Source organism: Lentzea xinjiangensis (genome assembly GCF_900110955.1).
GTDB classification, from domain to species: domain Bacteria; phylum Actinomycetota; class Actinomycetes; order Mycobacteriales; family Pseudonocardiaceae; genus Lentzea; species Lentzea xinjiangensis.
The window spans coordinates 815,180-838,514 of record NZ_FOFR01000001.1; the positions used below are offsets into that span (position 1 = coordinate 815,180).

Here is a 23,335-nt window from a genome sequence, read left to right on the forward strand (position 1 = left end):
GGCAGCACCGCCTCCGCCTGCAGAAACCGGACCTGTAGGACCCCTGGCACCAAGCGGAGCGCAGACCGCACGACGGAAGGCAAGCCACCCGCTATGACCAGCGAGCTCACCACGGCGCTGTCAGCCGAAGTCCCGCAGAAGTTCGCCATGCTGGGACTGACCTTCGACGACGTGCTCCTGCTGCCCGCCGAGTCGGACGTCGTTCCGAGCGGCGTCGACACGAGCACCAGGATCTCGCGCAACATCACCCTCAAGATCCCGCTGGCCAGCGCCGCGATGGACACGGTCACCGAGGGCCGGATGGCCATCTCGATGGCGCGCCAGGGCGGCATCGGCGTGCTGCACCGCAACCTGAGCATCGAGGACCAGGCCCGGCAGGCCGAGACCGTCAAGCGGTCGGAGGCCGGGATGGTCACCGACCCGGTCACCTGCTCGCCGGACGCCACGCTGGCCGAGGTCGACGCGCTGTGCGCCCGCTACCGCATCTCCGGCGTGCCGGTGACCGACGCGAACAACAAGCTGGTGGGCATCATCACGAACCGCGACATGCGGTTCGAGCTCGACCACAGCAAGCGCGTGAGCGAGGTCATGACCAACGGCCCGCTGGTCACCGCGCAGGTCGGCGTGTCGGCCGAGGCCGCGCTGGGGCTGCTGCGCCGCCACAAGGTCGAGAAGCTGCCGATCGTCGACGGTGACGGCAAGCTCAAGGGCCTGATCACGGTCAAGGACTTCGTGAAGACCGAGCAGTACCCGAACGCCACCAAGGACCCGGACGGCCGCCTGCTGTGCGCCGCGGCCGTCGGTGTGGGCGAGGACTCGTTCGTGCGCGCGATGACGCTGGCCGAGGCGGGTGTCGACGTGCTGATGGTCGACACGGCGCACGGCCACTCGCGCGGCGTGCTGGAGATGGTCGCCCGGATCAAGAAGGAGCTCGGCGACTCCGCGGACGTCGTCGGCGGCAACGTCGCGACGCGGGCCGGCGCCCAGGCGCTGGTGGACGCGGGCGCGGACGGCGTGAAGGTCGGCGTCGGCCCCGGCTCGATCTGCACCACGCGCGTCGTCGCCGGTGTCGGCGTGCCGCAGATCTCCGCGATCTACGAGGCCTCGCTCGCCTGCCGCCCGGCCGGCGTGCCGGTCATCGGCGACGGCGGCATCCAGTACTCCGGCGACATCGCGAAGGCCATCGCGGCCGGCGCGTCCGCCGTGATGCTCGGCTCGCTGCTCGCGGGCACCCAGGAGGCGCCCGGCGACCTGATCCTGGTCAACGGCAAGCAGTTCAAGACCTACCGCGGCATGGGCTCGCTGGCGGCGATGCAGTCGCGCGGCGAGAACAAGTCGTTCTCGAAGGACCGCTACTTCCAGGACGACGTGCTCAACGAGGACAAGCTCGTCCCCGAGGGCATCGAGGGCCGCACGCCGTTCCGCGGCCCGCTGTCGCAGGTCGTGCACCAGCTCAACGGCGGCCTGCGGGCGGCGATGGGCTACACGGGCTCCCGCACGATCGCCGAGCTGCAGGACCAGCAGCTCGTGCGCATCACGGCCGCGGGCCTGAAGGAGAGCCACCCGCACGACATCACGATGACCGTCGAGGCGCCGAACTACACGACCCGTTAGGGTCTGCGGGCGCTCGCTCAGGGCGAGCCGGTCCGCGGAGGTCGTGGACCGGGTCGCTCGCCGTGGCTCTTTCTGGGGGACGGCCCCAGACCCCCGGACGAAGGAGAGGAACACCAGGTGCGCGATCTGGTCGAGATCGGCATGGGCCGGACCGCGAGGCGGGCCTACGAGCTGGACGACATCGAGATCATCCCGTCGCGTCGGACGAGGTCGTCGAAGGACGTCTCCACGACGTGGCAGATCGATGCCTACCGCTTCGACATCCCGCTGATCACCCACCCGACCGACGCCATCGTGTCGCCGGGCACGGCGGTCGCGGTCGGCGAGCTCGGTGGTCTCGGTGTGCTCAACGCCGAGGGTCTCTGGGCGCGGCACGGCGACGTGGACGAGGCGTTGTTCCGCCTGGTCCAGGCGACCGAGGACAGCGAGGACCCGGCCGCCGCGGTGAAGGTGCTGCAGGAGCTGCACGCCGCCCCGCTGCGGATGGACCTGATCGCCCTGGCGGTCAAGCAGATCCGCGACTCGGGCGTCACCGTCGCGGTTCGCGTCAGCCCGCAGCGCGCCGCGGAGCTCACGCCGGACCTGCTGGCCGCGGGCGTCGAGATCCTGGTCGTGCAGGGCACGATCATCTCGGCCGAGCACGTGAGCCGTGGCGGTGAGCCGCTGAACCTGAAGTCGTTCATCGCGGACCTCGACATCCCGGTGATCGCCGGTGGTGTCGGCGACTACCGCACCGCCATGCACCTCATGCGCACCGGCGCGGCGGGTGTGATCGTCGGCTACGGCTACACGCCCGGCGTCACCACCACCGACTCGGTGCTGGGCATCGGCGTGCCGATGGCCACCGCGATCGCCGACGCCGCGGCCGCGCGCCGCGACTACCTCGACGAGACCGGCGGCCGCTACGTGCACGTCATCGCCGACGGCGGCATCACGACCTCGGGCGACGTGGCGAAGGCCATCGCCTGCGGCGCCGACGCGGTGATGCTGGGCGAGCCCCTCGCCGCCGCGACCGAGGCGCCGGGCCAGGGCCTGTACTGGACGGCCGCGTCCGCGCACCCGTCGGTGCCGCGCAGCCTCGTCGCCGAGGCCGTGGACCAGGAGCTCGACCTGCGCAAGCTGCTGTTCGGCCCGTCCGCAGACCCGCGCGGCGTGACGAACCTGTTCGGCGCGCTCAAGCGGGCCATGGCCAAGACCGGCTACTCCGACCTCAAGGAGTTCCAGAAGGTCGGCCTGACGATCCGCGGCTGAGCACGGCCACGCCGAAGGGCGCGTCCCCGCAGAGGGCGCGCCCTTCTGCTTTCATGTCGTAACGGTCCAAACCTGGTTTCGCAACCGATCGATCACCCAGTGCGTCCCTTGGAGCGTGGAATTGAATGCCTTGTTCGGTGACAGCGACGCGGACGCGGTCGAGGAGCCGGAGATCGAAGAGCACGGGCCGCAGGAGCAGGAGCACGACGGGATCGGCTGGAAGGTGCTGATCCTGTTCATCTGCGGTGGATTGGTGATCACGGCGCTCGCCGTGGCGTTCATGGTGTGGGTCATCGAGGCCCTGGTGCTCTGAGCCGACACCTGTGGAACCCGTTCTCCAGCTCGGCACACCCGTCTGAACCGATCGGGGACTAGGCGTTACCGGAAGTAACGCCTACTCTCCGGTCCATGGGTGAACTCGTCGGTAACTTCGATGTCGTCATCGTCGGCTCCGGGTTCGGTGGCAGCGTGGCCGCGCTCCGCCTGACCGAGAAGGGCTACCGCGTCGCCGTGCTGGAGGCGGGCCGCAGGTTCGCCGACGACGAGTTCGCCAAGACGAGCTGGAACCTGCGCCGCTACCTGTGGGCGCCGCAGGTCGGGTGCTTCGGCATCCAGCGCATCCACCTGCTGCGCAACGTCATGGTGCTCGCCGGGTCGGGCGTCGGCGGCGGCAGCCTCGTGTACGCCAACACGCTGTACCGGCCGCTCAAGCCGTTCTACGAAGACCGGCAGTGGGCGCACATCACCGACTGGCAGGACGAGCTCGACCCCTTCTACGACCAGGCCAGCCGGATGCTGGGCGTGGTCACGAACCCCACGACGACGCCGAGCGACATCGTGATGCAGAAGGTCGCGAAGGACATGGGCGTCGAGGACAGCTACCACCCGACACCGGTCGGCGTGTTCTTCGGCGAGCCCGGCAAGAAGGCCGCCGACCCCTACTTCGGGGGCGTCGGGCCGGAGCGCACCGGGTGCACCGAGTGCGGCGGCTGCATGTCCGGCTGCCGGGTCGGGGCCAAGAACACGCTGGTCAAGAACTACCTCTACCTCGCGGAGAAGCTGGGCGCGCAGGTCTTCCCGCTGACCACGGTCACCGGGCTGAACGAGAGCGGCGGCCGGTGGACCGTCCAGACCAAGGCCACCGGCGGCAGGGCAAGGAGGACCTTCACCGCCGACCAGGTGGTGCTCGCCGCCGGCACCTGGGGCACGCAGCAGCTCCTGCACCGGGCGAGGGCGACCACCCTGCCCCGGATCTCGGCGAAGCTCGGCGAGCTCACCCGCACGAACTCCGAGTCGATCATCGGGGCCGCGCGCCACACCGTCGACCCGCGCAACGACTTCACCAGGGGCGTCGCGATCACCAGCTCCATCCACCCGGACGAGATCACGCACGTCGAGCCCGTCCGGTACGGCAAGGGCAGCAACGCCATGGGGCTGTTGCAGACCCTCGCCACGGACGGCGCGATGAGCACGCCGCGGTGGTTGCAGTTCGTCAAGCAGGCGGTCCGGCACCCGGTGCGGCTGCTGCGGATGCTCAGCGTGCACCGGTGGAGCGAGCGGACGGTGATCCTGCTGGTGATGCAGAGCCTGGACAACTCCATCACCACGTTCCTCAAGCGCGGCAAGCTCACCAGCAAGCAGGGCCACGGCGAGCCGAACCCGGCGTTCATCCCGGCGGGCCACGAGGCCAACCTGCTGGCGGCCAAGCACATCGACGGCACGGCGGGCGGCACGTGGGGCGAGCTGTTCAACATCCCGCTGACCGCGCACTTCATCGGCGGCTGCGCCATCGCCGCCGACGAGGACGAGGGCGTGATCGACCCCTACCACCGGGTCTTCAACTACCCGACTCTGTCCGTTGTGGACGGTGCGGCGATCAGCGCGAACCTCGGCGTGAACCCGTCGCTCACGATCACCGCGCAGGCCGAGCGCGCGTTCTCGCTGTGGCCGAACAAGGGCGAGCAGGACCAGCGGCCCGCGCAGGGCGCGCCGTACCGGAGGATCAACCCGGCGAAGCCGAAGAACCCGGCGGTTCCCGAGCAGGCTCCGGCCGCGCTGCGGTTGCCGATCGTGAAGGTCTCCTGAGCTGGTCGTCCTTGGCTACGGTGGAGGTATGGCCACCAAGCCCTTCGCCTCCAGCGAGGACCTCTCCCCCAAGGACGAGGTCTTCGTCGAGCTCGCCGAGGGCGTCTACGCCCTGACCGCCGAGGGTGACCCCAACGTCGGCGCCGTCGAGGCCGAGGACTTCCTGATCTGCTTCGAGGCGCGGGCCACCCCCGCGGCCGCGCGCCGCTGGCTCACGCGGCTGCGCGAACGCACCGCGAAGCCGGTCAGGTACCTCGTGCTGAGCCACTACCACGCCGTGCGCACGCTCGGCGCCAGCGCGTTCGAGGCCCAGGAGGTCGTGGCGCACGAGATGACGCGGGTGCTGATCGCCGAACGCGGGCGGCAGGACTGGGAGAGCGAGCTCGGCCGGATGCCGCGGCTCTTCGAGCGGCCGGGGCAGATCCCCGGGCTGACGTGGCCGACGCTCACGTTCTCCGACCGCATGACGATCCCGCTCGGCGACGAGCGCGGCGACCTGGTCCTGCAGTTCCTGGGGCGCGGGCACACCGCGGGCGACATCGTGGCGTGGCTGCCGCAGCAGCGCATCCTGTTCGCGGGCGACCTGGTCGAGTCGCAGGCCGCGCTCTACACCGGTGACGCGTTCCACGACGAGTGGGCGACGTCCACTTTGGACCGGATCGGGGAGCTGGGCGCCGAGGTCCTCGTCGGCGGCCGGGGCAAGGTCGCGCGCGACCGCATCGAGGTCGAGGCGGCGATCAACCAGAGCAGGCACTTCCTCGACGAGCTGCGCCGCACGGTCGGCGGCGTCCACGCCGAGGGTGGCACGCTCAAGCAGGCCTTCGAGCTGGCGCACCGGACGCTCGTCGGCCGCTACGGGCGTTGGCCGATCTTCGAGCACTGCCTGCCGTTCGACGTGAAGCGCTACTGGGACGAGTGCGACGGCAAGGACTGGCCCGAGATCTGGACCGCCGAACGCGACCGCGCGGTCTGGGAAGCCCTGCAGTGACGGTCCTGGTCGTGGGCGCGGGACCGGTGGGGCTCGCCTCGGCGCTCCTGCTGGCCCGCGCCGGCGTGCCGAGCACCGTGCTGGAGAAGGCGGAACGGCGCGCCCGTGCGGGCAGCCGCTCGATCTGCGTGCAGCGCGACGTGCTGGAGGTCCTGGAACGGGTCGGCGTCGGGCAGGCCGTCGCCGACGCCGGCGTCACCTGGTACACCGGCCGCACCTTCCACCGCGACCGCGAGGTGCTGACCCTCACCTTCCCGCGCACAGGCGGTTTTCCGCCGTTCGTGAACACCCCGCAGACCGTCGTGGAGCACTTGCTGTCCGAACGGGTCCGCGCCGAGCCGCTGATCGAGCTCCGCTACGGCCACGCGCTCACCGGCCTCACCCTGGACGACGAGGGAGTGTCCACACAGGACGGAATCAGGGCCACGCACTGCATCGCCGCGGATGGCGCGCACTCGACCGCCAGGCAGCTCCTGGGCATCCCGTTCGAGGGCTTGTCGTTCGACGACAGGTTCATCATCGCCGACGTCCGCGTCGACCTCGACCTGGCGACGCCCGAACGCCGCTTCTACTTCGACCCGCCGTGGAACGCGGGCCAGGAGGCGGCCCGGCCGCGACAGGTGTTGCTGCACCCGCAACCGGAGGGCGTCTGGCGGATCGACCTGCAGGTGGCCGAGGACGTCCAGCTCACCGACGCCCACATCCGCTCGATCGTCGGGGACAGGCCGTACGAGGTCCTCTGGCAGTCGACCTACCGCTTCCACCAGCGCCGTGCGGCCACCCTGCGCGCCGGCAGGGTCCTGCTGGCGGGCGACGCGGCGCACGTGATGAGCCCGTTCGGCGCTCGCGGCCTGAACTCCGGCATCTGCGACGCCGACAACGCGGCGTGGAAGATCGCCGCCGACCGCCGCGGTGAGGCCGGGCCGCACTTGCTCGCCTCCTACGACGCCGAACGCGGTGCCGCCGCCGACGAGAACCTCCGCATCACCGGTGAGACCATGCGGTTCCTCGTGCCGGGCACCGCGGCGGAACGAGCGCACCGGCAGCGCGCGCTCGACACCGGTGAGGGCATCGACTCCGGCAAGCTCTTCACCCCGTTCTCGTACGAGAGCTCCCCGCTGACCACCGACGGCGGCGAGCTGATCGCCGGGTCGCGCACCGCCGGGCCCGGCTTCAGCACCAGGGACGGCTGGTTGATCAGACCGGACGGTCACGTTGCCGCACATCGTTGCGACGATCAGGTGAAGCGCCGCGCACTCGGCTGGTGATCTCCGCGGAAGCCACCCCGCCTCCCCGCGGCGAACCGGGCGGAGCCGCGCGAACGGCGCCAGCGGGACGCCGGTGCCTAGACCTGGATCCCGGTCAGGACCGTCACGCGCTCCTCGGTGAAGTCCTCCATCGCCGACCGCACGCCCTCACGCCCGGTGCCCGACCCCTTCACGCCGCCGTAGGGCATCTGGTCGGCGCGGTAGGAGGGCACGTCACCGATGATCACGCCGCCGACCTCCAGCTCGGCGGCGGCCTCGAACGCCACCTGCACGTCACGGGTGAACACGCCGGCCTGCAAGCCGTACTTGGTGTCGTTGGCCTGCGCGAACGCGTCCGCCACGCCGTCCGCGACCGACACGACGACCACCGGCCCGAAGATCTCCTCGGTCCACACCTTCGCGTCGGACGGCACGTCGGCGAGCACGGTCGGCTCGACCGTCGTCCCGGTGCGCTTCCCGCCGAGGAGCACCTTCGCGCCGGCGTCGGCGGCCATGTGCACCCACTCCTCGACGCGGCGGGCGTTGTCCTCGTCGATCAGCGGGCCGACCTCGACCTCCGGGTCGTGCGGGTCGCCGGTCTTCAGCGCCCCCACGGCCGCCACGAGCTTCGGCACGAACTCCTCGGCCACCGAGCGGTCGACGATCACCCGCTGCACGGCGATGCACGACTGCCCCGCCTGGTAGTTGCCGAACGTCGCGATGCGCTGCGCCGCGTGGTCGAGGTCCGTCCAGTCGGGACAGACGATGGCGGCCGCGTTGCTGCCCAGCTCCATCACGACGTGCTTGCGCGGCGCGGCGTCCATCAGCGACCAGCCGACCTTGGTCGACCCGGTGAACGAGATGACGGGCAGGCGTTCGTCGCGGACCAGCGCGTCCATGTCCTCGCCGCGCACGGGGAGGACGGAGAACACGCCCTCCGGCAGATCGGTCTCGGCCAGGACCTCGCCGAGCAGCAGGGCGGAGAGGGGTGTCGCGGAAGCGGGCTTCACGATCACCGGAGCGCCCACCGCGAGCGCCGGCGCGACCTTGTGCGCCACCAGGTTCAGCGGGAAGTTGAACGGCGCCACGGCCAGCACCGGCCCGCGCGGGACGTGCCGGACGATCGCCATCCGCCCCACGCCGTTGCCGTCGGTGTCGAGCCGCTGCAGCCCGCCGGTGAACCGGCGCGCCTCCTCCGCGGCGAACCGGAACGTGCTGACCGCGCGCGAGACCTCGATCTCCGCCCACTTGAGCGGTTTGCCGTTCTCGGCGGTGATCGTCTCGGCGATCTCCTCCGCGCGGTCCGCCAGCGCCTCGGCGACGTGCTGCAACGCCGCGGCCCGCACGTGCGCGGGGGTGCGCCGGAACTCGCGCGCCACCGCGTGAGCCGCCGCCACCGCGCGTTCCACCTGATCCCTGCCCGGCACGGCGACCGAGGCGACCTCGGTGCCGTCGAACGGGTGGAAGACCTCCAGCGCCTGCTCGCCCTGCTCGGGGCGGCCGGCGACCCAGCACGGCCTGGGTTGCGGGGTGAACGCGTCCATGCGCCCACGTTAAGCCCTATTGGCCTGCACGTACTCGATGAGTCCCAAGTAGTAGTCGTCGTGGCGTTCGGCGCGTTGCAGCACGAACGCCGGATGCTCACGGATCGTGCGGATCATGTCCGCCAACCGGGTGAGGACATGATCGTCGTCGTAGTCGCACCCGTACGCGTCGCAGAACAGCCGCGTCCGGCGTTCCCGCTCGTCCGGCAGCGCCAGCACGAACTGGATGATCGCCCAGCTCACGTCCCACCAGCGCGGGCCAGGATGCGCGCTGTCGAAGTCGAACACGCCGGTGGGCACGCCGTCTCGGTAAACGGTGTTGTACGGGGCGAAGTCGCCGTGCAGCACCACCTCGACGGGTTCCCTGGCGGGGTGCTGCCACCCGTCGAGCCGGTCGGTGAGCGGACCTGTCGCGTCGTGCAGCCTCCGCAGCAGCACCGCCGACTCGACCAGCGCCGCGTCACCCGGAGGAGGCACGTGGCCAACGTCACCGGGCAGGTAGCTCAGCAGCTCGTGCTCCTCGTCGAGCCCGAGCGGCACCGGGGCGATCCCCAGCGGAGCCAAGTGCCGCAACAGCTCGTGCACGCGCGGCGCCCACGGACCCGCCGGCCTGCGCACCGCGTCACCCACCCTGAACACCTGGTTCAGCCCGCCACCGGTCAGCAGCTCCTCGTCCACGCATGACATCCTTGGCGGCGTGTCCGACACCAGCAACCGCCCTGTTCTCGTCGTCGACTTCGGTGCCCAGTACGCGCAGCTGATCGCCCGCCGCGTGCGCGAGGCCCAGGTCTACTCCGAGGTGGTCCCGCACACCGCGTCGGTGGGCGAGATCCTCGACAAGAACCCGCTGGCCATCGTGTTGTCCGGTGGCCCGTCGAGCGTCTACGAGCCCGGCGCGCCGCAGGTCGACCCGAAGCTGTTCGAGACCGGCGTCCCGGTCTTCGGCATCTGCTACGGCTTCCAGGCGATGGCGCGCGCACTGGGCGGCGCGGTCGAGCAGACCGGCACTCGCGAGTACGGCCGCACCGACCTGAGCGTGCCGGCCGAGGGCGGCGCGCTGCACCAGGAGCTGCCCGCGAGCCACCCGGTGTGGATGAGCCACGGCGACGCCGTCACCAAGGCGCCGGAGGGCTTCCGGGTCACCGCGACCAGCGAGGGCGCCCCGGTCGCCGCGTTCGAGGACACCGAGCGCCGCTTCGCCGGCGTGCAGTACCACCCGGAGGTGCACCACTCGCCGCACGGCCAGGAGGTGCTGCGCCGGTTCCTGCACGACGTCGCGGGCCTGCGTCCGCAGTGGACCACCTCGTCCATCGTGGACGAGCAGGTCGCCCGCATCCGCGAGCAGATCGGTGACGGCAAGGCGATCTGCGGCCTGTCCGGCGGCGTCGACTCCGCCGTCGCCGCCGCGCTGGTGCAGCGCGCGATCGGCGACCGCCTCACGTGCGTCTTCGTCGACCACGGCCTGCTGCGCTCCGGCGAGCGCGCCCAGGTCGAGCGCGACTACGTGGCCGCCACGGGCATCAACCTGGTGACCGTCGACGCCCGCGAGCGGTTCCTCACCGCGCTCGCCGGGGTCACGGACCCCGAGGAGAAGCGCAAGATCATCGGCCGCGAGTTCATCCGCGTGTTCGAGCAGGCCGAGCGCGACCTCAAGGCCGAGGGCGACTACCGCTTCCTGGTCCAGGGCACGCTCTACCCGGACGTGGTCGAGTCCGGCGGCGGCGCGGGCACCGCGAACATCAAGTCGCACCACAACGTCGGCGGCCTGCCGGACGACCTGCAGTTCGAGCTGGTCGAGCCGCTGCGCGCGCTGTTCAAGGACGAGGTGCGCCGCGTCGGCACCGAGCTCGGCCTGCCGGAGACGATCGTGCAGCGCCAGCCGTTCCCCGGCCCCGGCCTCGGCATTCGGATCATCGGCGAGGTCACCCAGGACCGCCTGGACACGCTGCGCCAGGCCGACGCCATCGCGCGCGAGGAGCTCACCCTCGCCGGGCTGGACCGGCAGATCTGGCAGTGCCCGGTCGTGCTGCTCGCGGACGTCCGCAGCGTCGGCGTCCAGGGCGACGGCCGCACGTACGGTCACCCGGTCGTGCTGCGACCGGTGTCGTCGGAGGACGCGATGACCGCGGACTGGACCCGTCTGCCGTACGAGGTGCTGGAGCGGATCTCGACCCGGATCACCAACGAGGTGGCGGAGGTCAACCGGGTGGTGCTGGACGTGACGTCCAAGCCGCCGGGCACCATCGAGTGGGAGTAGCGACACGACGAGAAGGGCCCCGGTCAGCCGACCGGGGCCCTTCTCGCTAGTCGGAGCGCTGTCTGCGGCGCAGCGAGTTGCTCAGCAGGACCACCCCCACCAGGATCGCCGTCCCCCCGAGCGCCCACCGGAGGTCGAACCGGAACGCGCCGTCGCTCAGCACGTAGGCCGCCATCAGCCCGCCGCCGATCCCGAAGACCAGCGCCACGGGGTCGATCCGCCTGCGCATTCCCTGCTCAGTCACGGAGCACCCGCACCTCTCCGACGCTCGACCGCACGTCGAGGTCGATCTCCAGGCCACCCTCGCCGTTCTCGCCGAGGTCCTTGCCACCGACGTCCACCCTGCTGCCCTCCGCCCGCTTGCCGAGGCAGTCGAGCTCGCCGAGGGACGAGGCCTCGCACCGGTAGGTCACGTCCGCGTTCTTCGGCACGTGCACGACCACCTCGCCGAGCTCGACCTCGATCGCGGTCTTCACCTCACCGGCGTCCGGCAGCTCGCGGAGGTCGAGCTTCACGCTGCCGACGCTCGCCTCGTACCGCTCCCGGACGTCGGTGACGGTCTTCGGCGTCTCCTCGACATTGCTCAGGCGGGTCGGGTCGCCGTCGAAGTCGATGGCGGTCAGCCCGAAGCCCACCACGGACAACGGGATCAGCAGCCAGACCAGGCCCCGGCCCCCGCCGGCGAACGAGCCGGCCAGCAGACCGGCCGCCAGCACCGCGAGCAGCAGACCGACGGTGTGCGCCACCGTGAACCACGGCACCCACGCCCCGGCGATCACGGACCCGGCGGCCACGAGCAGCGCCACCCCCACCGTCAGCAGGCCCACGCGCGACCTGCGCCGCCTCGGCGCCGGTGGCTGCGGCGCGGGTGCCGGCTCCGGCAGGTCCCACGCGAACGGAGCGGCCCCGAGCGGGTCCCAGGCGGGTGCCCCCGGCACCGGGGGCACGGGCGCGGGCTCGGCGAGCGCGGCCGGTTGCAGGTGGCCGCGGTTCTTCTGCAGCAGGTAGACGCCCGCCACCGCCGCGGCGATGGTCACCACGATCTCGAACCCGCCGCCGCTGCCGAACGTGAACGCGAGCGCGGGGAACATCAGGAAACCCAGCAGCACCGTCTTCGCCGGGGAGGCGGAGCCGGTGCCCTTGCCGATCAACGACTCGAGCGGCGACACCTCGTCGCCCTCCTCCGGCAGCAGCAGCCAGCCCGCGAGGTACATCGGCAGACCGACACCACCGGACAACGCGAGCGCGACGAACGCGATCCGCGCGATCACGGGGTCGATCCGGTAGCGCAGGGCGATCCCGGTGGCGACGCCGCCGAGTTTGCGCCCTGCACGGGGCCGCACCGGGCGGTGGGCCCAGAACTCTCTGAGCGTGTCCGCCACGCCCTGCATTGCCTTCTCAGTCCCGCTCACGACGACAAGGTTGCGCTTCCGCGCCGGCGACCACATCAGGGACCAGCCCTGATTCGCGGAACCGGGGTCATCCCTGATGAACAACCTCCGGCGACGTGTGACGATCGGACGGTGAGTGCACGCATTGAGCCGATGCGCCGTCGACGCACCGGCCGGGTGGTCGCGGGCGTCGCGAGCGGGCTGGCGGACCACCTCGGCGCACCCGTCTTCTGGGTGCGCGCGGTCTTCGCCGTGCTCGCCGCGTTCAGCGGCGCCGGGATCATCGCCTATGGGCTGTTCTGGATGTTCGTCCCGCAGTCGGCGGTGGTGGAACCGGAGACCGAGGCCGACCGCAAGGAGTGGCAGCAGGCCGTCGGCCTCGCCGCTCTGGGCGTCGGCGTCGCGGTGTTCACCGGCCTGCTCGGCGGGACGTGGAGCGGCTGGGTCACCGGCCCGGTCGCCGTCGCGCTCGTGGGCGCCGCGGTCGTGTGGCGCGAGGCCGACGAGGCCCAGCGACGCCGCTGGCGGGACGGGGCGTTCTCGCAGGGCAAGGCGGGGATAGTGCGGACGACAGCGGGCGGGGCGCTGGTCGTGGCGGGGGTCGCCGCGTTCCTCGTCGTGAACGACTCCGTGCAGAACCTCTCGAGCGTCGTGCTCTCCGTGCTGGCCACGTTGATCGGCGTCGCGGTGCTGACCGTGCCGTTGTGGATGCGGCTGGTCCGCGACCTCGACGCGGAGCGCCGGGCGCGCATCCGCACCGAGGAACGCGCCGAGATCGCCGCCCACCTGCACGACTCCGTGCTGCAGACACTCGCCCTCATCCAGAAGCAGTCCGAGTCGCCGCGCGAGGTGAAGCGCCTGGCCCGCAGCCAGGAGCGCGAGCTGCGGAGCTGGCTCTACGGCCGTGACCTGGGCGAGCTGGGGGAGCAGCCGGCGACCATCAGCGTGGCCATCGCGCAGACGTGCGCCGAGGTGGAGGACGCCTTCGCCATCGCCGTCTCCCAGGTCGTGGTTGGCGACTGCGAGCTGGAGGACGGGATGTTCGCCCTGGTCCAGGCGTCCAAGGAGGCGGTGGTCAACGCCGCCAAGCACGCCGGCGTCGGGGAGGTCAGCGTCTACGCCGAGGTCGAGCCCGACAAGGTGACGGTGTTCGTGCGCGACCGCGGCAAGGGTTTCGACCCGGACGCGGTGCCGGAGGACCGGCATGGCCTCGCGGGCAGCATCCGGGGGAGGATGGACCGGCACGGCGGGGAGGTGCGACTGCGCACGGCTCCGGGAGAGGGGACCGAGGTGCAGCTCGAGATGCCGAGGAAGACGGAGGCCAGGACGTGAGCGTGAGGGTGTTCCTGGTGGACGACCACGCGTTGTTCCGCGCGGGGGTGCGTGCCGAGCTCGACACCATCACCGACGAGGTCGAGGTGGTCGGCGAGGCGGGCAGCGTCGGCGAGGCGGTGGCGGGGATCGCGCACCACCGGCCGGACGTGGTGCTGCTGGACGTGCACATGCCCGACGGCGGCGGCGCCGAGGTGCTGCGGCAGATCCGGACGAAGATCCCCGAGGTCACGTTCCTCGCCCTGTCGGTCTCCGACGCGGCGGAGGACGTCATCAACGTGATCCGCGCCGGCGCCCGCGGCTACGTCACCAAGACCATCTCCAGTCAGGAGCTGGTCAGGGCCGTGGTGCGGGTCAGCGAGGGCGACGCGGTGTTCTCGCCGCGGCTAGCCGGGTTCGTGCTCGACGCGTTCGCGGACCGGCCGGGGGCCGCGCCGATCAGCGACCCGGAGCTCGACCTGCTGACGCCGCGGGAACGCGACGTCCTGCGGCTGCTCGCGCGTGGCTACGCTTACAAGGAGATCGCGTCCGAGCTGTTCATCAGCGTGAAGACGGTGGAGACGCACGTGTCGAGCGTCCTGCGGAAGACCCAGCTCTCCAACCGGTACGAGCTCTCCCGCTGGGCCACTGATCGCAGGCTGGTCTGAGGGATTTGGTCAAGGGAGTCGCCCGCGGCGCCACCGAGGTGCTGGCGCCGTGGGTCTGGGTGGTCTTGCTGCCGTTCGCGGTGGCCGCGGCGTCCGGGGACGGTTTCTGGAGGACGCTGCTGTGGGGGCTCGTGGTCGCCGTGACGGCGTCCGTCATCCCGATGGCGGTCATCGTGCGCGGTGCCCGCAGGGGCAGGTGGGACGGCCACCACGTCACGAACCGCGAGGGCAGGCTCGTTCCGCTGGTCACGGCCGGTGCGTCGCTGGCGGCGGGCACGGTGGTCATGGTCCTCGGGAACGCTCCGGCGACCATGCTCGCGCTGGCGGGCAGCATGTTCGCGTCGCTGGTCGTCAGCATGGCGATCACGTTCGGGCTGAAGTGGAAGATCTCGCTGCACGCCGCGGTGGCGTGGGCGGCCGTGGCGACGCTGACGACCGTCTACGGGCCGTGGTGGCTGCTGCTCGCGGCGCCCGCCGCGCTGGTCGCGTGGTCGCGCGTCGAGCTGGGGGACCACACGACGGCCCAGGTGCTCGGGGGCACGGCGATGGGCGTGGTCGTGGGCGGCGGCAGCTTCTGGCTGCTCAGCTCGTCCTGGTAGTGCTGACGATCTTCATCTGGTTGCTCACCGAGGCGACCTCGATGTCGTAGACGCCGTGCTCGACGACGGTGCCCTTCGTCGTGGCCAGGCCGATGCTGACCACCCAGTTCGCGCCGTCCGACCGGACCGTGCCGGGACCGGTGAGCTCGACGTCCGAGTAGGCGCTCCAGCGCTTGAGGTACTCGCCGCGCGGCTCGGCGGCCTTCCCCCGCAGGTTCTCCCACGCCTGGTCGGCGTTCTCCGGCAGCAGGCGGTAGTGCTCCTGGACGAAGGCGTTCGCCTCCTCCGCGGAGAAGTAGACCGCGGGCTGGAGCCCGAAGTCCGCCTGGTTGACCGGGGTGCCGCCCTGGGTGCCGTTCCAGTACGCGGCGGCCGCGCCACCGCCGATCGCGAGCACCGCGATGGCCGCGAGGATCACCAGGATCCGGCGGTTCGGCGCCTTGAGCCTGCGCGGCTCGGGGATCTGCAGCGGTCCGGAGGGCTGCGGCTCGGCGGCCAGCAGGTCGGCGGCCTCCTGCGCGCTCGGCCGGTCCTTCGGGTCCTTGGCGAGCAGGCGCATGAGCAACGGGGTCAGCTCACCCGCGTTCTTCGGGTCGCGCAACTGCCCGCTCGCGGCCCGGTAGATGAGGCCGAAGCTGTTGTCGCTCGGCCCGAAGACGGACTCGCCCTCGATGGCCGCGTAGATGGTGGCGCCGAGCGAGAACACGTCGGAGGCCTCGTCGGGGTGCTCACCGCGGGCCACCTCGGGGGCGAGGTAGGCGGGGGTGCCCGAGATCATGCCGGTGTCGGTCATCGTGCCGTCACCGCTGGCCTTGGAGATGCCGAAGTCGGTGATCTTGACCGTGCCGTCGTGGCCGATCAGGACGTTGCCGGGCTTGATGTCGCGGTGGACCAGCCCGGCGCTGTGCGCCGCGGCCAGCGCCGACGCGACGAACCCGCCGATGCGCGCCGCCTGGGCCGGCTTGAGCGGCCCTCGTTCGGCGATGAGCGCCGACAGGCTGAGGGACGGCAGGTACTCCATGACGATCCACGGCTCTTCGTCGTCGCTGCCCACGACGTCGAACACCGCGATCGCGTGCGGGTGGTGCAGCCGCGCGGCGTTGCGCGCCTCGCGCATCGCCCGCTGGTGGTCTCCGGTGACGAGCTGCTTGACCGCGACCTCGCGCGCCAGGACCTCGTCCCGCGCCCGCCAGACCACGCCCATCGCACCGCTGCCGATGCGCTCGAGCAGCGTGTAGCGGTTCCCGATGGTCGTCACACCACGAGACTAATCAATCACGTACACGCGCATCCGCCGTTCCCCGCTCACAGGGTGGTGCAGATCGCGCCGAGTCGGTCACCGGTGGGGACTGGGGTCACAACTCGGCTCGGCTGTCAGGACGTGTCGTCGTCGCTGCCCCGCGACGGCGCACACCGCTGTTCCAGGTGGTCTCCGGTGACGAGCTGATCCGCCACGCTGCCCCGCGTGCCGGCACCTCGCCCCGCGCCCGTTCGACCACCGCGGACCTCGCCGGGACTAGTCGATCGTCGACACGAGCTTCTGCAGCTCGCGGTCGAAGTCGATCCACAGGTCCTCCTCGCCCGGCTGCACGACGTCGTACGAGCCATCCAGGAACGCCGCCACGTCCTCGGCGACCGCGCTGAGGATGGCGAACCCGGTGGGCGCGTTCAGCTCGACCAGGACGCGCTCCGGGTCGTCGGACGCGGGCCGGACCAGGATGTCGCCCTCACCGGAGGGCGTCAGCAGGCCGTCGGCCAGCAGGTCGCGGGCGAACATCCACTCGACCCGGCCGCTGCCCGTGTGGAACACGACGGCGACCGCGTAGGGGTCGTCGGGGTCGTAGACGAGTTCCGCCTCGACCGGTGCGGGAGCCGCGCCGGGCGCCAGTAGCTGAAAAGTCGTCCGGGTGGTGACCTTCAGGTTGCCGGGGTTCATGTCGATGTCCTTTCCGAGCTGGTCTCCATGTCTTCTCAACAAAGAGAAGACGGCCAACCAGCGCGATAAGGACGCGATTCGTCTCGGAACCATCCTATTGGGGGAGACGAGCGTCTCACCCGTCAGCGTTTGACCAGGTCGCGTGTCTCGTTTGGTGAGACGTCCTGACCTGCCGGGACAGCCCTCCTGCGGGTCAGCGCGACGCCCAGGAGCACCACCAGCATCCCGGCGACCACCCTCGCGTTGAGCTGCTCGCCGAGGAAGATCGCTCCGAGGAGCACCGACACCACGGGCAACAGGTAACCGACAGTAGTCGCCGTGGTGGCGCCCTCGTCGGCGATGACGCGGTAGTTGAGGATGAACGCGACACCGGTGCCGAAGACGCCCAGGACCGTCACGGCGACGACGCCGACCCAGTGCAGGTGCGGCGGCTCCAGCCCGCCGAACGGCAGCGCGAGGACCAGCATCCCCATCGCGGTGGTGAGCTGCATGGCGGCGAGCTGCGTGGAGGTCGCGCCCGTGCCGACGAGGTAGCGGCCGGCGTAGGAGTAGCCGACGGCGTAGCTCGCGGCGCCGACGAGGCAGAGCACCGCGCCCCAGCTCGCGATGCTGTTGCCGGCCTGCCACGGCGCGAAGATCAGCAGCACGCCCGCGAACCCGAGCCCGAGGCCGAGCAGCCGGACCAGGTTGCTGATCTTCTCCGTGCCCAGCACGAGACCGATGGCCAGTGCGAACAGCGGGGTCGTGGAGTTGAGCACGCCGGAGACACCCGAGTCGACGGTCTGCCCGCCGAAGGCGAAGAGGGTGAACGGGACGGCGCTGCCGAACAGCGCCACGAACAGCATGTGGCCCCAGACCCGGCGGTCGCGCGGCAGCGTCATCCTCGCCGTGGCGAGGACGACGAAGAGCACCGCGGCCCCGAAGAACGTCCGCACGAGCGAGATCTGCAGCGGAGCGAGGCTCCCGAGCGCGAGTTTCATCCAGAGGAAGCTGGACCCCCAGAGCAAGGCCAGCACGCCCATCCTGATCAACGTTCCGCGTTGGTTCACAGGTCAACCTTGCGCCTCGCGACCCGTGAATACAATTTAATTGTTATGCAGAACCTTTAAGCAGCGCTGTAAGGTTCGAGCATGCTGGACGTGCGACGCATGCAGGTGCTCAGGGCCGTCGTGAGCACCGGATCCATCACCGCCGCCGCGACGAACCTCGGCTACACGCCATCGGCCGTGTCGCAGCAGGTCGCCAGCCTGGAGAAGCAGGCGGGCCTGCCCCTGCTGGAACGCGTGGGCAGGGGCGTGCGCCCCACCGCGGCCGGTCGCCTGCTCACCGAGCACGCCACGCGCCTCGCCGAGCAGCTCGCCGAAGCCGAGAGCGCCCTCACGGCGCTGCGCAACGGTTGCGCCGGCACCCTGCGCGTCCGCTACTTCGCCACGGCCGGCGCGGCTCTCGTGCCACCCGCCGTGGCGACCTTCCGCGCCGAGCGCTCGGGCGTCGAGCTCGACCTGAAGCTCACCGAGCCGACGGACCCGTTCGAGGAGCTCGCCGCGGGCCGCGCGGACGTGGCCATCACGCTGCTGGAGCCGTCCGAGCCCACGCCGGAGGGCGTGGTCGCGAGGCACCTGCTCGCCGACCCGTTCTACGCCGTGCTGCCCCGTGGCCACGCGCTGGCCCGCAAGCGGGTGCTGGACCTCTGCGAGCTGGCCGACGAGCCGTGGGTCAGCGCCGACTGCGGCGCCAGCGGCCTGTGCAAGGACGTCGTCCCGAGGGCGTGCGCGGGTGCGGGGTTCGCCCCGCAGGTCGCGGTGGAGAGCGACGACTACGCGACCGCGCAGGGGTTCGTGGCGGCCGGGCTCGGCGTCGCGCTCATCCCGCGCCTCGGCCTGGGGTACGCGCATCCGGGGGTGGTCCTGCGGAAGGTGCGCAACCCCGAGCCGGTGCGGCACATCCACGTCGTCTACCGCGAGGACGCCGCGTGGAACCCCGCCGTGGTGAGCCTCGCCGAAGCGCTGGAGAAGGCCGCGCGGGCCTCCTGACCGGCGCGCCCGGCGGTCAGGCCCCGCTGCCGAACGGCTTGTCGTAGCTCAGCAGGAAGTTCGGCGAACGCCATTCGAGCGACACCTGCCGCTGCATCGACGACTTCGTCCCGTCCTTCTTCGTGACGTCGAGCGTGACCACGAAGTAGTAGGGCTGCCGCTCCTCGACGCTGCTGATCTGGACCTGCTTGACGTTGCCCCAGAAGGTCCGGAAGCCCTCGATGCCGCCGGGGTACTGGCCCTTGAAGTTCGCGTTGCCCATCTCCCACGCGTCTTCCGGCTTGCCGGGCGCGGCCTGGAAGTAGTCCTCCAGCAGGGTCTTCTTGTCGTCCTCGGTCGGCGTCTCGGTCCACTGGCCCGCTTTGCCCGCCGACTTCGGTGGCGTCGACTGCTTGGTCTGCCCGCCGACCTGGCTCTGCGGGGCCGGCGTGTTGGTGCCCGCGTTGTTGTTGTTACCGCTCTGGCCGCTGCCGTTGGAGATCATGCTCGCGAACATGATGCCGATCACGGCCGCCGCCACGATGGCGAGCGCGGTGAAGATGGTCGACTTCTTGCTCTTCGACGACGACGACAGCGGCGCCGGCTTCGGGCGCTGGGAGTACTGGGGCGCGGCGGCCGGGCGGTGGTTCGACGGCGGCTGGTGCTGCTGGTGCTGCTGGTGCTGCTGTGGCGGCACGGCGCGCGGTGGGGTGTGCGCCATGTCCACGCGCGTCGCCGAAGGCGGCGGCGTGGGCGGCAGGGCTCTCGTGGCGGCCTGCTTCGGCTGGGACTGCACCGGGGCGCCACGCCACGACGGCGGGTGCGACGGCGCCACCACCGCCGGGGTGAAGGCCGGGGCGGCCTGGCCGTTGGCGACCGCCGCGAGCGCGTCGCGGGCCTCGGCCATGGTCGGGCGGTCCTCGGGCTCCGCGCGCAGCAGGCGCATCAGCAGCGCGGTCAGCGGGCCGGCGTTGCGCGGCGGGTTGACCTTGCCGGAGGCGACCTTGTGCAGCAGCGCGATGGTGTTCTCGCTCAGGCCGAACGGGGGCTCGCCCTCGATCGCCGCGTAGAGCGTGGAGCCCAGCGAGAAGACGTCGGACGGCGAACCGGGGTCGTAGCCCTTGGCCACCTCGGGCGCGAGGTAGGCGGGAGTGCCGGCGAGCATCCCCGTCGCGGTGACCGTGACGTCACCGGTCGCGCGGGAGATGCCGAAGTCGGTGATCTTGACCGTGCCGTCGTCGCCGAGCAGCACGTTGCCGGGCTTGATGTCGCGGTGCACGATGCCCGCGTTGTGCGCGGCGGCCAGCGCGGAGGCGACCTGCATGCCGATCGACGCCACGTCGCGCGGGGGCAGCGTGCCGCGTTCGGACAGCACCCCCGAGAGGCTCTTGGACGGCAGGTACTCCATCACGAGCCACGGCTGGCCGTCGTCCTCGGCCACGTCGTAGACAGCGACCGCGTGCGGGTGCTGCAGGCGTGCCGCGATGCGGCCCTCGCGCATGGCCCGTCTCTTCGCCTCGTCCGTGTCGGCCTCGGCGAGTCCGGGCTGCAGGAGCAGCTGCTTGACCGCGACGGTGCGATGCAGACGTTCGTCGTGCGCTGTCCAGACGACGCCCATGGCGCCGCTACCGATCCGCTGGCTCAATCGGTAGCGACCAGCGACCAATCGGCCATCGTCGGTCACAGTTGCTCCCCGCTGTGCGGTCACTTGCTCTCTGTTCAACGGCTCGTCACACCTTCGGGCTCAGATCACCCAACGGTGCGGGTACCCACCTTACGAGATATCCACGACAGAACAGCGTTTAGCCCGCCGGAGGCGGTGGGACGCTGGAACTTACCGGCGCGGACGACGGCGGCCTCGTGGTCGTGGTCGTCGTCGTCGTGGTCGTCGTGGTCGTCGTCGTCGTTGTAGTGGTCGTAGTTGTAGTCGTCCTCTGAGCAGACGTCGTTTCTTGCGTCGTGGTTGCCTGCGCCGTGGTGGTGGTCACCCCCGGTGCGGAAGCCTCGGTCGTCGCCGGGGCCACCGAGGACGAGCTCGGAGGCGGAGCCGACGGCGTCTCCTGCTCCTTGTCGAACACCCCCAGGGCAACCATGAGACCACCGATCACCAGCAACAACGCCAGCACCACCGCCGCGACCACCAGTGGCCGGTTGTCCTGCTGCCTGCCACCCGCGGGCACCATCGGCGGCGCGGTCCGCTGCGGCGACGTGCGTTGCGCCGGGCGAACCACGCGAGTCCGCTCGGGCTCCACGAAGGTCGTCGGGTCGGGTCCCGCGGGCACCGCCAGACCGCTGAACGACGGCGAACGGCCGTGCGCGATGGCGTTCAGGATGTCGCGGGCCTGGGCCATCGTCGGCCGGTCGTCCGGCTCGAAGTTCAGCAGGTACAGCAGCGTGTCGGCGAGCGGGTGGTCGACCGTCGGCGGCTTGATCCGCCCGGCGGCGACGGCGTGCAGAACACCGAGAGTGTTCTCGCTCACTCCATAGGGCGGTTCGCCCTCCATCGCGGCGAACAACGTCGAACCGAGCGAGTAGACGTCCGAGGCCGGCGTCGGGTCCTGGCCCCGCGCGATCTCCGGCGCGAGGTACGCGGGCGTGCCGGCGATCAGCCCGGTCTTGGTGACCGTGATGTCGTCCGAGGCCCGCGAGATGCCGAAGTCGGTGATCTTGACGACGCCGTTCTCGGCGATCAGCACGTTGCCGGGCTTCACGTCGCGGTGCACGATCCCCGCCGCGTGCGCCGCGGCCAGCGCCGCCGCGCACTGGGTGCCGATGCTCGCGACCTCGAGCGGGTCCATCGGCCCGCCCTCGGCCAGCGCGTCGGCGAGGCTGTAGGACGGCAGGTACTCCATGACCAGGCACGGGACGCCGTCTTCCTCGACGACGTCGTACACCGCGATGGCGTTCGGGTGGTGCAGCTTGGCGGCGATCCGGCCCTCGCGCATGGCGCGCTGGATGGCCTCGTCCTGCTCGGCCTCGTCCAGGCCGGGTGCCAGCAGCAACTGCTTGATCGCCACCTCGCGCCCGAGGCGTTCGTCGTGGGCGCGCCAGACGATGCCCATCGCGCCGGAGCCGATGCGGTCGAGGAAGCGGTAGCGGTCGGCGATCAGACGGCCGTCCGAGGTGTCGGACGTCGTCACGAGATCACCTCGGCTGTGCCGAGCCGTGACAGGAGGACGTGCGGTGACGGGCAAGCCCGGACGCGCGACGACGGTGGTTCCCCGGCACGCGAGGACAGGGAGACTGCGCTGGCAGCAGGTCCCACGCTCGTGCTCCTCGTGCGGTAGTCAGCGGCTGTCCGGAGTGCCCGCACAGGGTACCTGTCGAGGGCCGCCGCTCAGCTACCCGTCGTACGTCAGTTCGCCGGAGCGAAGAAGTCGAATCCGCCGACGGCGTCGCCCACGGTGTTGAGGACCGGGTCGAGCAGACCGAGGTCCACGCTCACGTCGACCGGGTTGGCCGGGGTGGGCAGCGGGTTCGAGCTCGGCGGGGTGCTGCTGGGCGGGGTGCTGCTGCTGGGCGGGTTGCCCGACGTCGAGCTCGGCGGCGGAGGCGTCTGGGTCGACGGCGGCGTGCTCGGCCGGCTGGTCTCCGTCGGCGTGGACGGCGTGCTCGCGACCGGCGGCGCCTCGGAGGTGGGCTGCTGCGTCGGCTGCTGGGTCTGCGCCGGCGCCGGGGTCTGCTGTGCCGGGCGCTGCTTCTGCTGCTGTTGCTTCTGCTGGACGTACGGCGCGACGCGCGTGGTCGCGTCCGTCGTCGGCTCGGCCTGCTCGGTCTCGGTCGCGTCGGCCTGCTGGGTCTTGTTCGACGGCAGCTTCACCACGCCCTCGGTGCCGGCGCTGGCGCCGCGGGCCTGGGCGCGCTCGTCGAACCGCACCTCGGCGAGCGGGCGCTCGTCCGGCGAGGACAGCCACGAGGAGGCGCCGAACGCCATCGACCCGCACAGGACCACGCCACCGCTGGCGGCGACGGCCAGCTTGCCGACGGTGAACCCGCCGCGCTGCGTGTCGTCGGTCCGGCCCTCACGGCGCAGCAGCTCGGTGATGTGCAGCTCGCGCATCGGCTGCTTCTTCGGCTTGCTGCCGGGAGCCTTGACCGACTTGAACTTGATCGTCGGCTCGAACGCCTCGGGAGTGATGTCGTCGGTGATCACCGGGAACTCGACGGTCTCCGCCTCGCGGCGGGCGATCAGCTCGGCGACGGACAGCTGGCCGGTCGACTCCGACGTACCGTTCAGCCGTCGACGATGGTCCTCAATCGACACCGCTCGTTCACCCTTCCAAGTTCGCGTTCGCGCACTGGCGGGGATATGGATACCGAATCGTGACCCGAGATGTAACCCCTATGGGGGAATTTTCACGGTGAGAACCTGGTTTTCGCGACGAGCGGTCACCGTTCGACTGCGAACGGCGAATCAGTTGGGCGCGACCGA

General features: G+C 71.2%; 21 protein-coding genes. 11 read left to right on the forward strand and 10 right to left on the reverse strand.

Annotated features, from left to right (window positions below):
- The first annotated feature begins 93 nt into the window (after positions 1-93).
- The 6 genes from guaB to BMW88_RS04200 all read left to right on the forward strand — a co-directional run bounded on the left by guaB (position 94) and on the right by BMW88_RS04200 (position 7,206).
- A complete protein-coding gene (gene guaB / locus BMW88_RS04175) occupies positions 94-1,614 on the forward strand; it encodes an IMP dehydrogenase (RefSeq protein WP_089949136.1) in 1,521 nt (506 codons plus the stop codon).
- 117 nt (positions 1,615-1,731) lie between these two features.
- Complete coding sequence (locus BMW88_RS04180) at positions 1,732-2,865, forward strand: GuaB3 family IMP dehydrogenase-related protein (protein WP_089949138.1); 1,134 nt, start codon at positions 1,732-1,734, stop codon at positions 2,863-2,865.
- A 121-nt stretch (positions 2,866-2,986) separates the two neighbouring features.
- Positions 2,987-3,178, forward strand: coding sequence for a hypothetical protein (locus BMW88_RS04185; protein WP_143115960.1), 192 nt, complete (start codon positions 2,987-2,989; stop codon positions 3,176-3,178).
- A 95-nt stretch (positions 3,179-3,273) separates the two neighbouring features.
- Positions 3,274-4,950: an FAD-dependent oxidoreductase gene (locus BMW88_RS04190; RefSeq protein WP_089949140.1), complete on the forward strand. Its 1,677-nt coding sequence runs from the start codon at positions 3,274-3,276 to the stop codon at positions 4,948-4,950.
- A gap of 28 nt (positions 4,951-4,978) precedes the next feature.
- Positions 4,979-5,938 (forward strand): MBL fold metallo-hydrolase, encoded by a 960-nt coding sequence (locus tag BMW88_RS04195; protein WP_089949142.1) that lies wholly within the window; start codon positions 4,979-4,981, stop codon positions 5,936-5,938.
- Positions 5,935-7,206: an FAD-dependent monooxygenase gene (locus tag BMW88_RS04200; RefSeq protein ID WP_245777542.1), complete on the forward strand. Its 1,272-nt coding sequence runs from the start codon at positions 5,935-5,937 to the stop codon at positions 7,204-7,206. The genes BMW88_RS04195 and BMW88_RS04200 overlap by 4 nt, the downstream gene beginning before the upstream one ends.
- Positions 7,207-7,283: 77 nt before the next feature.
- On the opposite strand, the gene BMW88_RS04205 is transcribed toward BMW88_RS04200, so the two are convergent.
- Together BMW88_RS04205 and BMW88_RS04210 are read right to left on the reverse strand one after the other, a co-directional pair.
- Positions 7,284-8,729 carry an aldehyde dehydrogenase family protein gene (locus BMW88_RS04205; RefSeq protein WP_089949143.1) on the reverse strand — a complete coding sequence of 482 codons (1,446 nt, stop codon included), beginning with the start codon at positions 8,727-8,729 and terminating at the stop codon, positions 7,284-7,286.
- Positions 8,730-8,738: 9 nt separating this feature from the next.
- Positions 8,739-9,407 carry an aminoglycoside phosphotransferase family protein gene (locus BMW88_RS04210; RefSeq protein ID WP_218147982.1) on the reverse strand — a complete coding sequence of 223 codons (669 nt, stop codon included), beginning with the start codon at positions 9,405-9,407 and terminating at the stop codon, positions 8,739-8,741.
- Between the two features lie 19 nt (positions 9,408-9,426).
- Between BMW88_RS04210 and guaA the strand changes: the two genes are divergently transcribed.
- Positions 9,427-10,986, forward strand: coding sequence for a glutamine-hydrolyzing GMP synthase (gene guaA / locus BMW88_RS04215; protein ID WP_089949147.1), 1,560 nt, complete (start codon positions 9,427-9,429; stop codon positions 10,984-10,986).
- A 46-nt stretch (positions 10,987-11,032) separates the two neighbouring features.
- Here the strand turns inward: guaA and BMW88_RS04220 are convergent, their stop codons facing one another.
- Together BMW88_RS04220 and BMW88_RS04225 are read right to left on the reverse strand one after the other, a co-directional pair.
- Complete coding sequence (locus BMW88_RS04220) at positions 11,033-11,230, reverse strand: hypothetical protein (protein WP_342714898.1); 198 nt, start codon at positions 11,228-11,230, stop codon at positions 11,033-11,035.
- Complete coding sequence (locus tag BMW88_RS04225) at positions 11,223-12,398, reverse strand: PspC domain-containing protein (RefSeq protein WP_245777543.1); 1,176 nt, start codon at positions 12,396-12,398, stop codon at positions 11,223-11,225. The genes BMW88_RS04220 and BMW88_RS04225 overlap by 8 nt, the downstream gene beginning before the upstream one ends.
- A 48-nt stretch (positions 12,399-12,446) precedes the next feature.
- Between BMW88_RS04225 and BMW88_RS04230 the strand changes: the two genes are divergently transcribed.
- Genes BMW88_RS04230 through BMW88_RS04240 form a run of 3 tightly spaced genes read left to right on the forward strand, consistent with a single transcriptional unit; the run spans position 12,447 to position 14,955 of the window.
- Positions 12,447-13,709, forward strand: coding sequence for an ATP-binding protein (locus tag BMW88_RS04230; protein WP_425434610.1), 1,263 nt, complete (start codon positions 12,447-12,449; stop codon positions 13,707-13,709).
- Complete coding sequence (locus BMW88_RS04235; RefSeq protein ID WP_089949154.1) at positions 13,706-14,356, forward strand: response regulator; 651 nt, start codon at positions 13,706-13,708, stop codon at positions 14,354-14,356. The genes BMW88_RS04230 and BMW88_RS04235 overlap by 4 nt, the downstream gene beginning before the upstream one ends.
- A 5-nt stretch (positions 14,357-14,361) precedes the next feature.
- Positions 14,362-14,955, forward strand: a complete 594-nt coding sequence (locus BMW88_RS04240) for a hypothetical protein (RefSeq protein WP_245777544.1) — start codon at positions 14,362-14,364, stop codon at positions 14,953-14,955.
- Here BMW88_RS04240 and BMW88_RS04245 read toward each other — a convergent pair.
- The 3 genes from BMW88_RS04245 to BMW88_RS04255 form a co-directional block, all read right to left on the reverse strand.
- Entirely contained in the window at positions 14,939-16,213 is a 1,275-nt protein-coding gene (locus BMW88_RS04245) for a serine/threonine-protein kinase (RefSeq protein WP_281249358.1), read from the reverse strand. The genes BMW88_RS04240 and BMW88_RS04245 overlap by 17 nt on opposite strands.
- 258 nt (positions 16,214-16,471) lie before the next feature.
- Positions 16,472-16,891: an SsgA family sporulation/cell division regulator gene (locus BMW88_RS04250; RefSeq protein WP_089949157.1), complete on the reverse strand. Its 420-nt coding sequence runs from the start codon at positions 16,889-16,891 to the stop codon at positions 16,472-16,474.
- Between the two features lie 122 nt (positions 16,892-17,013).
- Positions 17,014-17,940, reverse strand: a complete 927-nt coding sequence (locus BMW88_RS04255) for a DMT family transporter (RefSeq protein ID WP_245777545.1) — start codon at positions 17,938-17,940, stop codon at positions 17,014-17,016.
- Positions 17,941-18,021: 81 nt separating this feature from the next.
- On the opposite strand from BMW88_RS04255, the gene BMW88_RS04260 reads away from it, so the two are divergent.
- Positions 18,022-18,924, forward strand: coding sequence for a LysR family transcriptional regulator (locus tag BMW88_RS04260; protein ID WP_089949161.1), 903 nt, complete (start codon positions 18,022-18,024; stop codon positions 18,922-18,924).
- Between the two features lie 16 nt (positions 18,925-18,940).
- Here BMW88_RS04260 and BMW88_RS04265 read toward each other — a convergent pair whose 3' ends face one another.
- From BMW88_RS04265 to BMW88_RS04275, 3 genes are all read right to left on the reverse strand, one after another.
- Entirely contained in the window at positions 18,941-20,587 is a 1,647-nt protein-coding gene (locus BMW88_RS04265) for a serine/threonine-protein kinase (RefSeq protein WP_089949162.1), read from the reverse strand.
- Between the two features lie 118 nt (positions 20,588-20,705).
- Positions 20,706-22,043 carry a serine/threonine-protein kinase gene (locus tag BMW88_RS04270; RefSeq protein WP_245777546.1) on the reverse strand — a complete coding sequence of 446 codons (1,338 nt, stop codon included), beginning with the start codon at positions 22,041-22,043 and terminating at the stop codon, positions 20,706-20,708.
- Positions 22,044-22,258: 215 nt separating this feature from the next.
- Positions 22,259-23,167, reverse strand: a complete 909-nt coding sequence (locus tag BMW88_RS04275) for a hypothetical protein (protein ID WP_089949164.1) — start codon at positions 23,165-23,167, stop codon at positions 22,259-22,261.
- Positions 23,168-23,335 lie beyond the last annotated feature (168 nt).

Excerpts from the sequence above, each read along its gene's own strand:
- guaB (WP_089949136.1), top strand. The coding sequence starts at position 94 with ATGACCAGCGAGCTCACCACGGCGCTGTCAGCCGAAGTCCCGCAGAAG.
- BMW88_RS04195 (WP_089949142.1), top strand. The coding sequence starts at position 4,979 with ATGGCCACCAAGCCCTTCGCCTCCAGCGAGGACCTCTCCCCCAAGGAC.
- BMW88_RS04205 (WP_089949143.1), bottom strand. The coding sequence starts at position 8,729 with ATGGACGCGTTCACCCCGCAACCCAGGCCGTGCTGGGTCGCCGGCCGC.
- BMW88_RS04190 (WP_089949140.1), top strand. The coding sequence starts at position 3,274 with ATGGGTGAACTCGTCGGTAACTTCGATGTCGTCATCGTCGGCTCCGGG.
- BMW88_RS04250 (WP_089949157.1), bottom strand. The coding sequence starts at position 16,891 with ATGAACCCCGGCAACCTGAAGGTCACCACCCGGACGACTTTTCAGCTA.
- BMW88_RS04260 (WP_089949161.1), top strand. The coding sequence starts at position 18,022 with ATGCTGGACGTGCGACGCATGCAGGTGCTCAGGGCCGTCGTGAGCACC.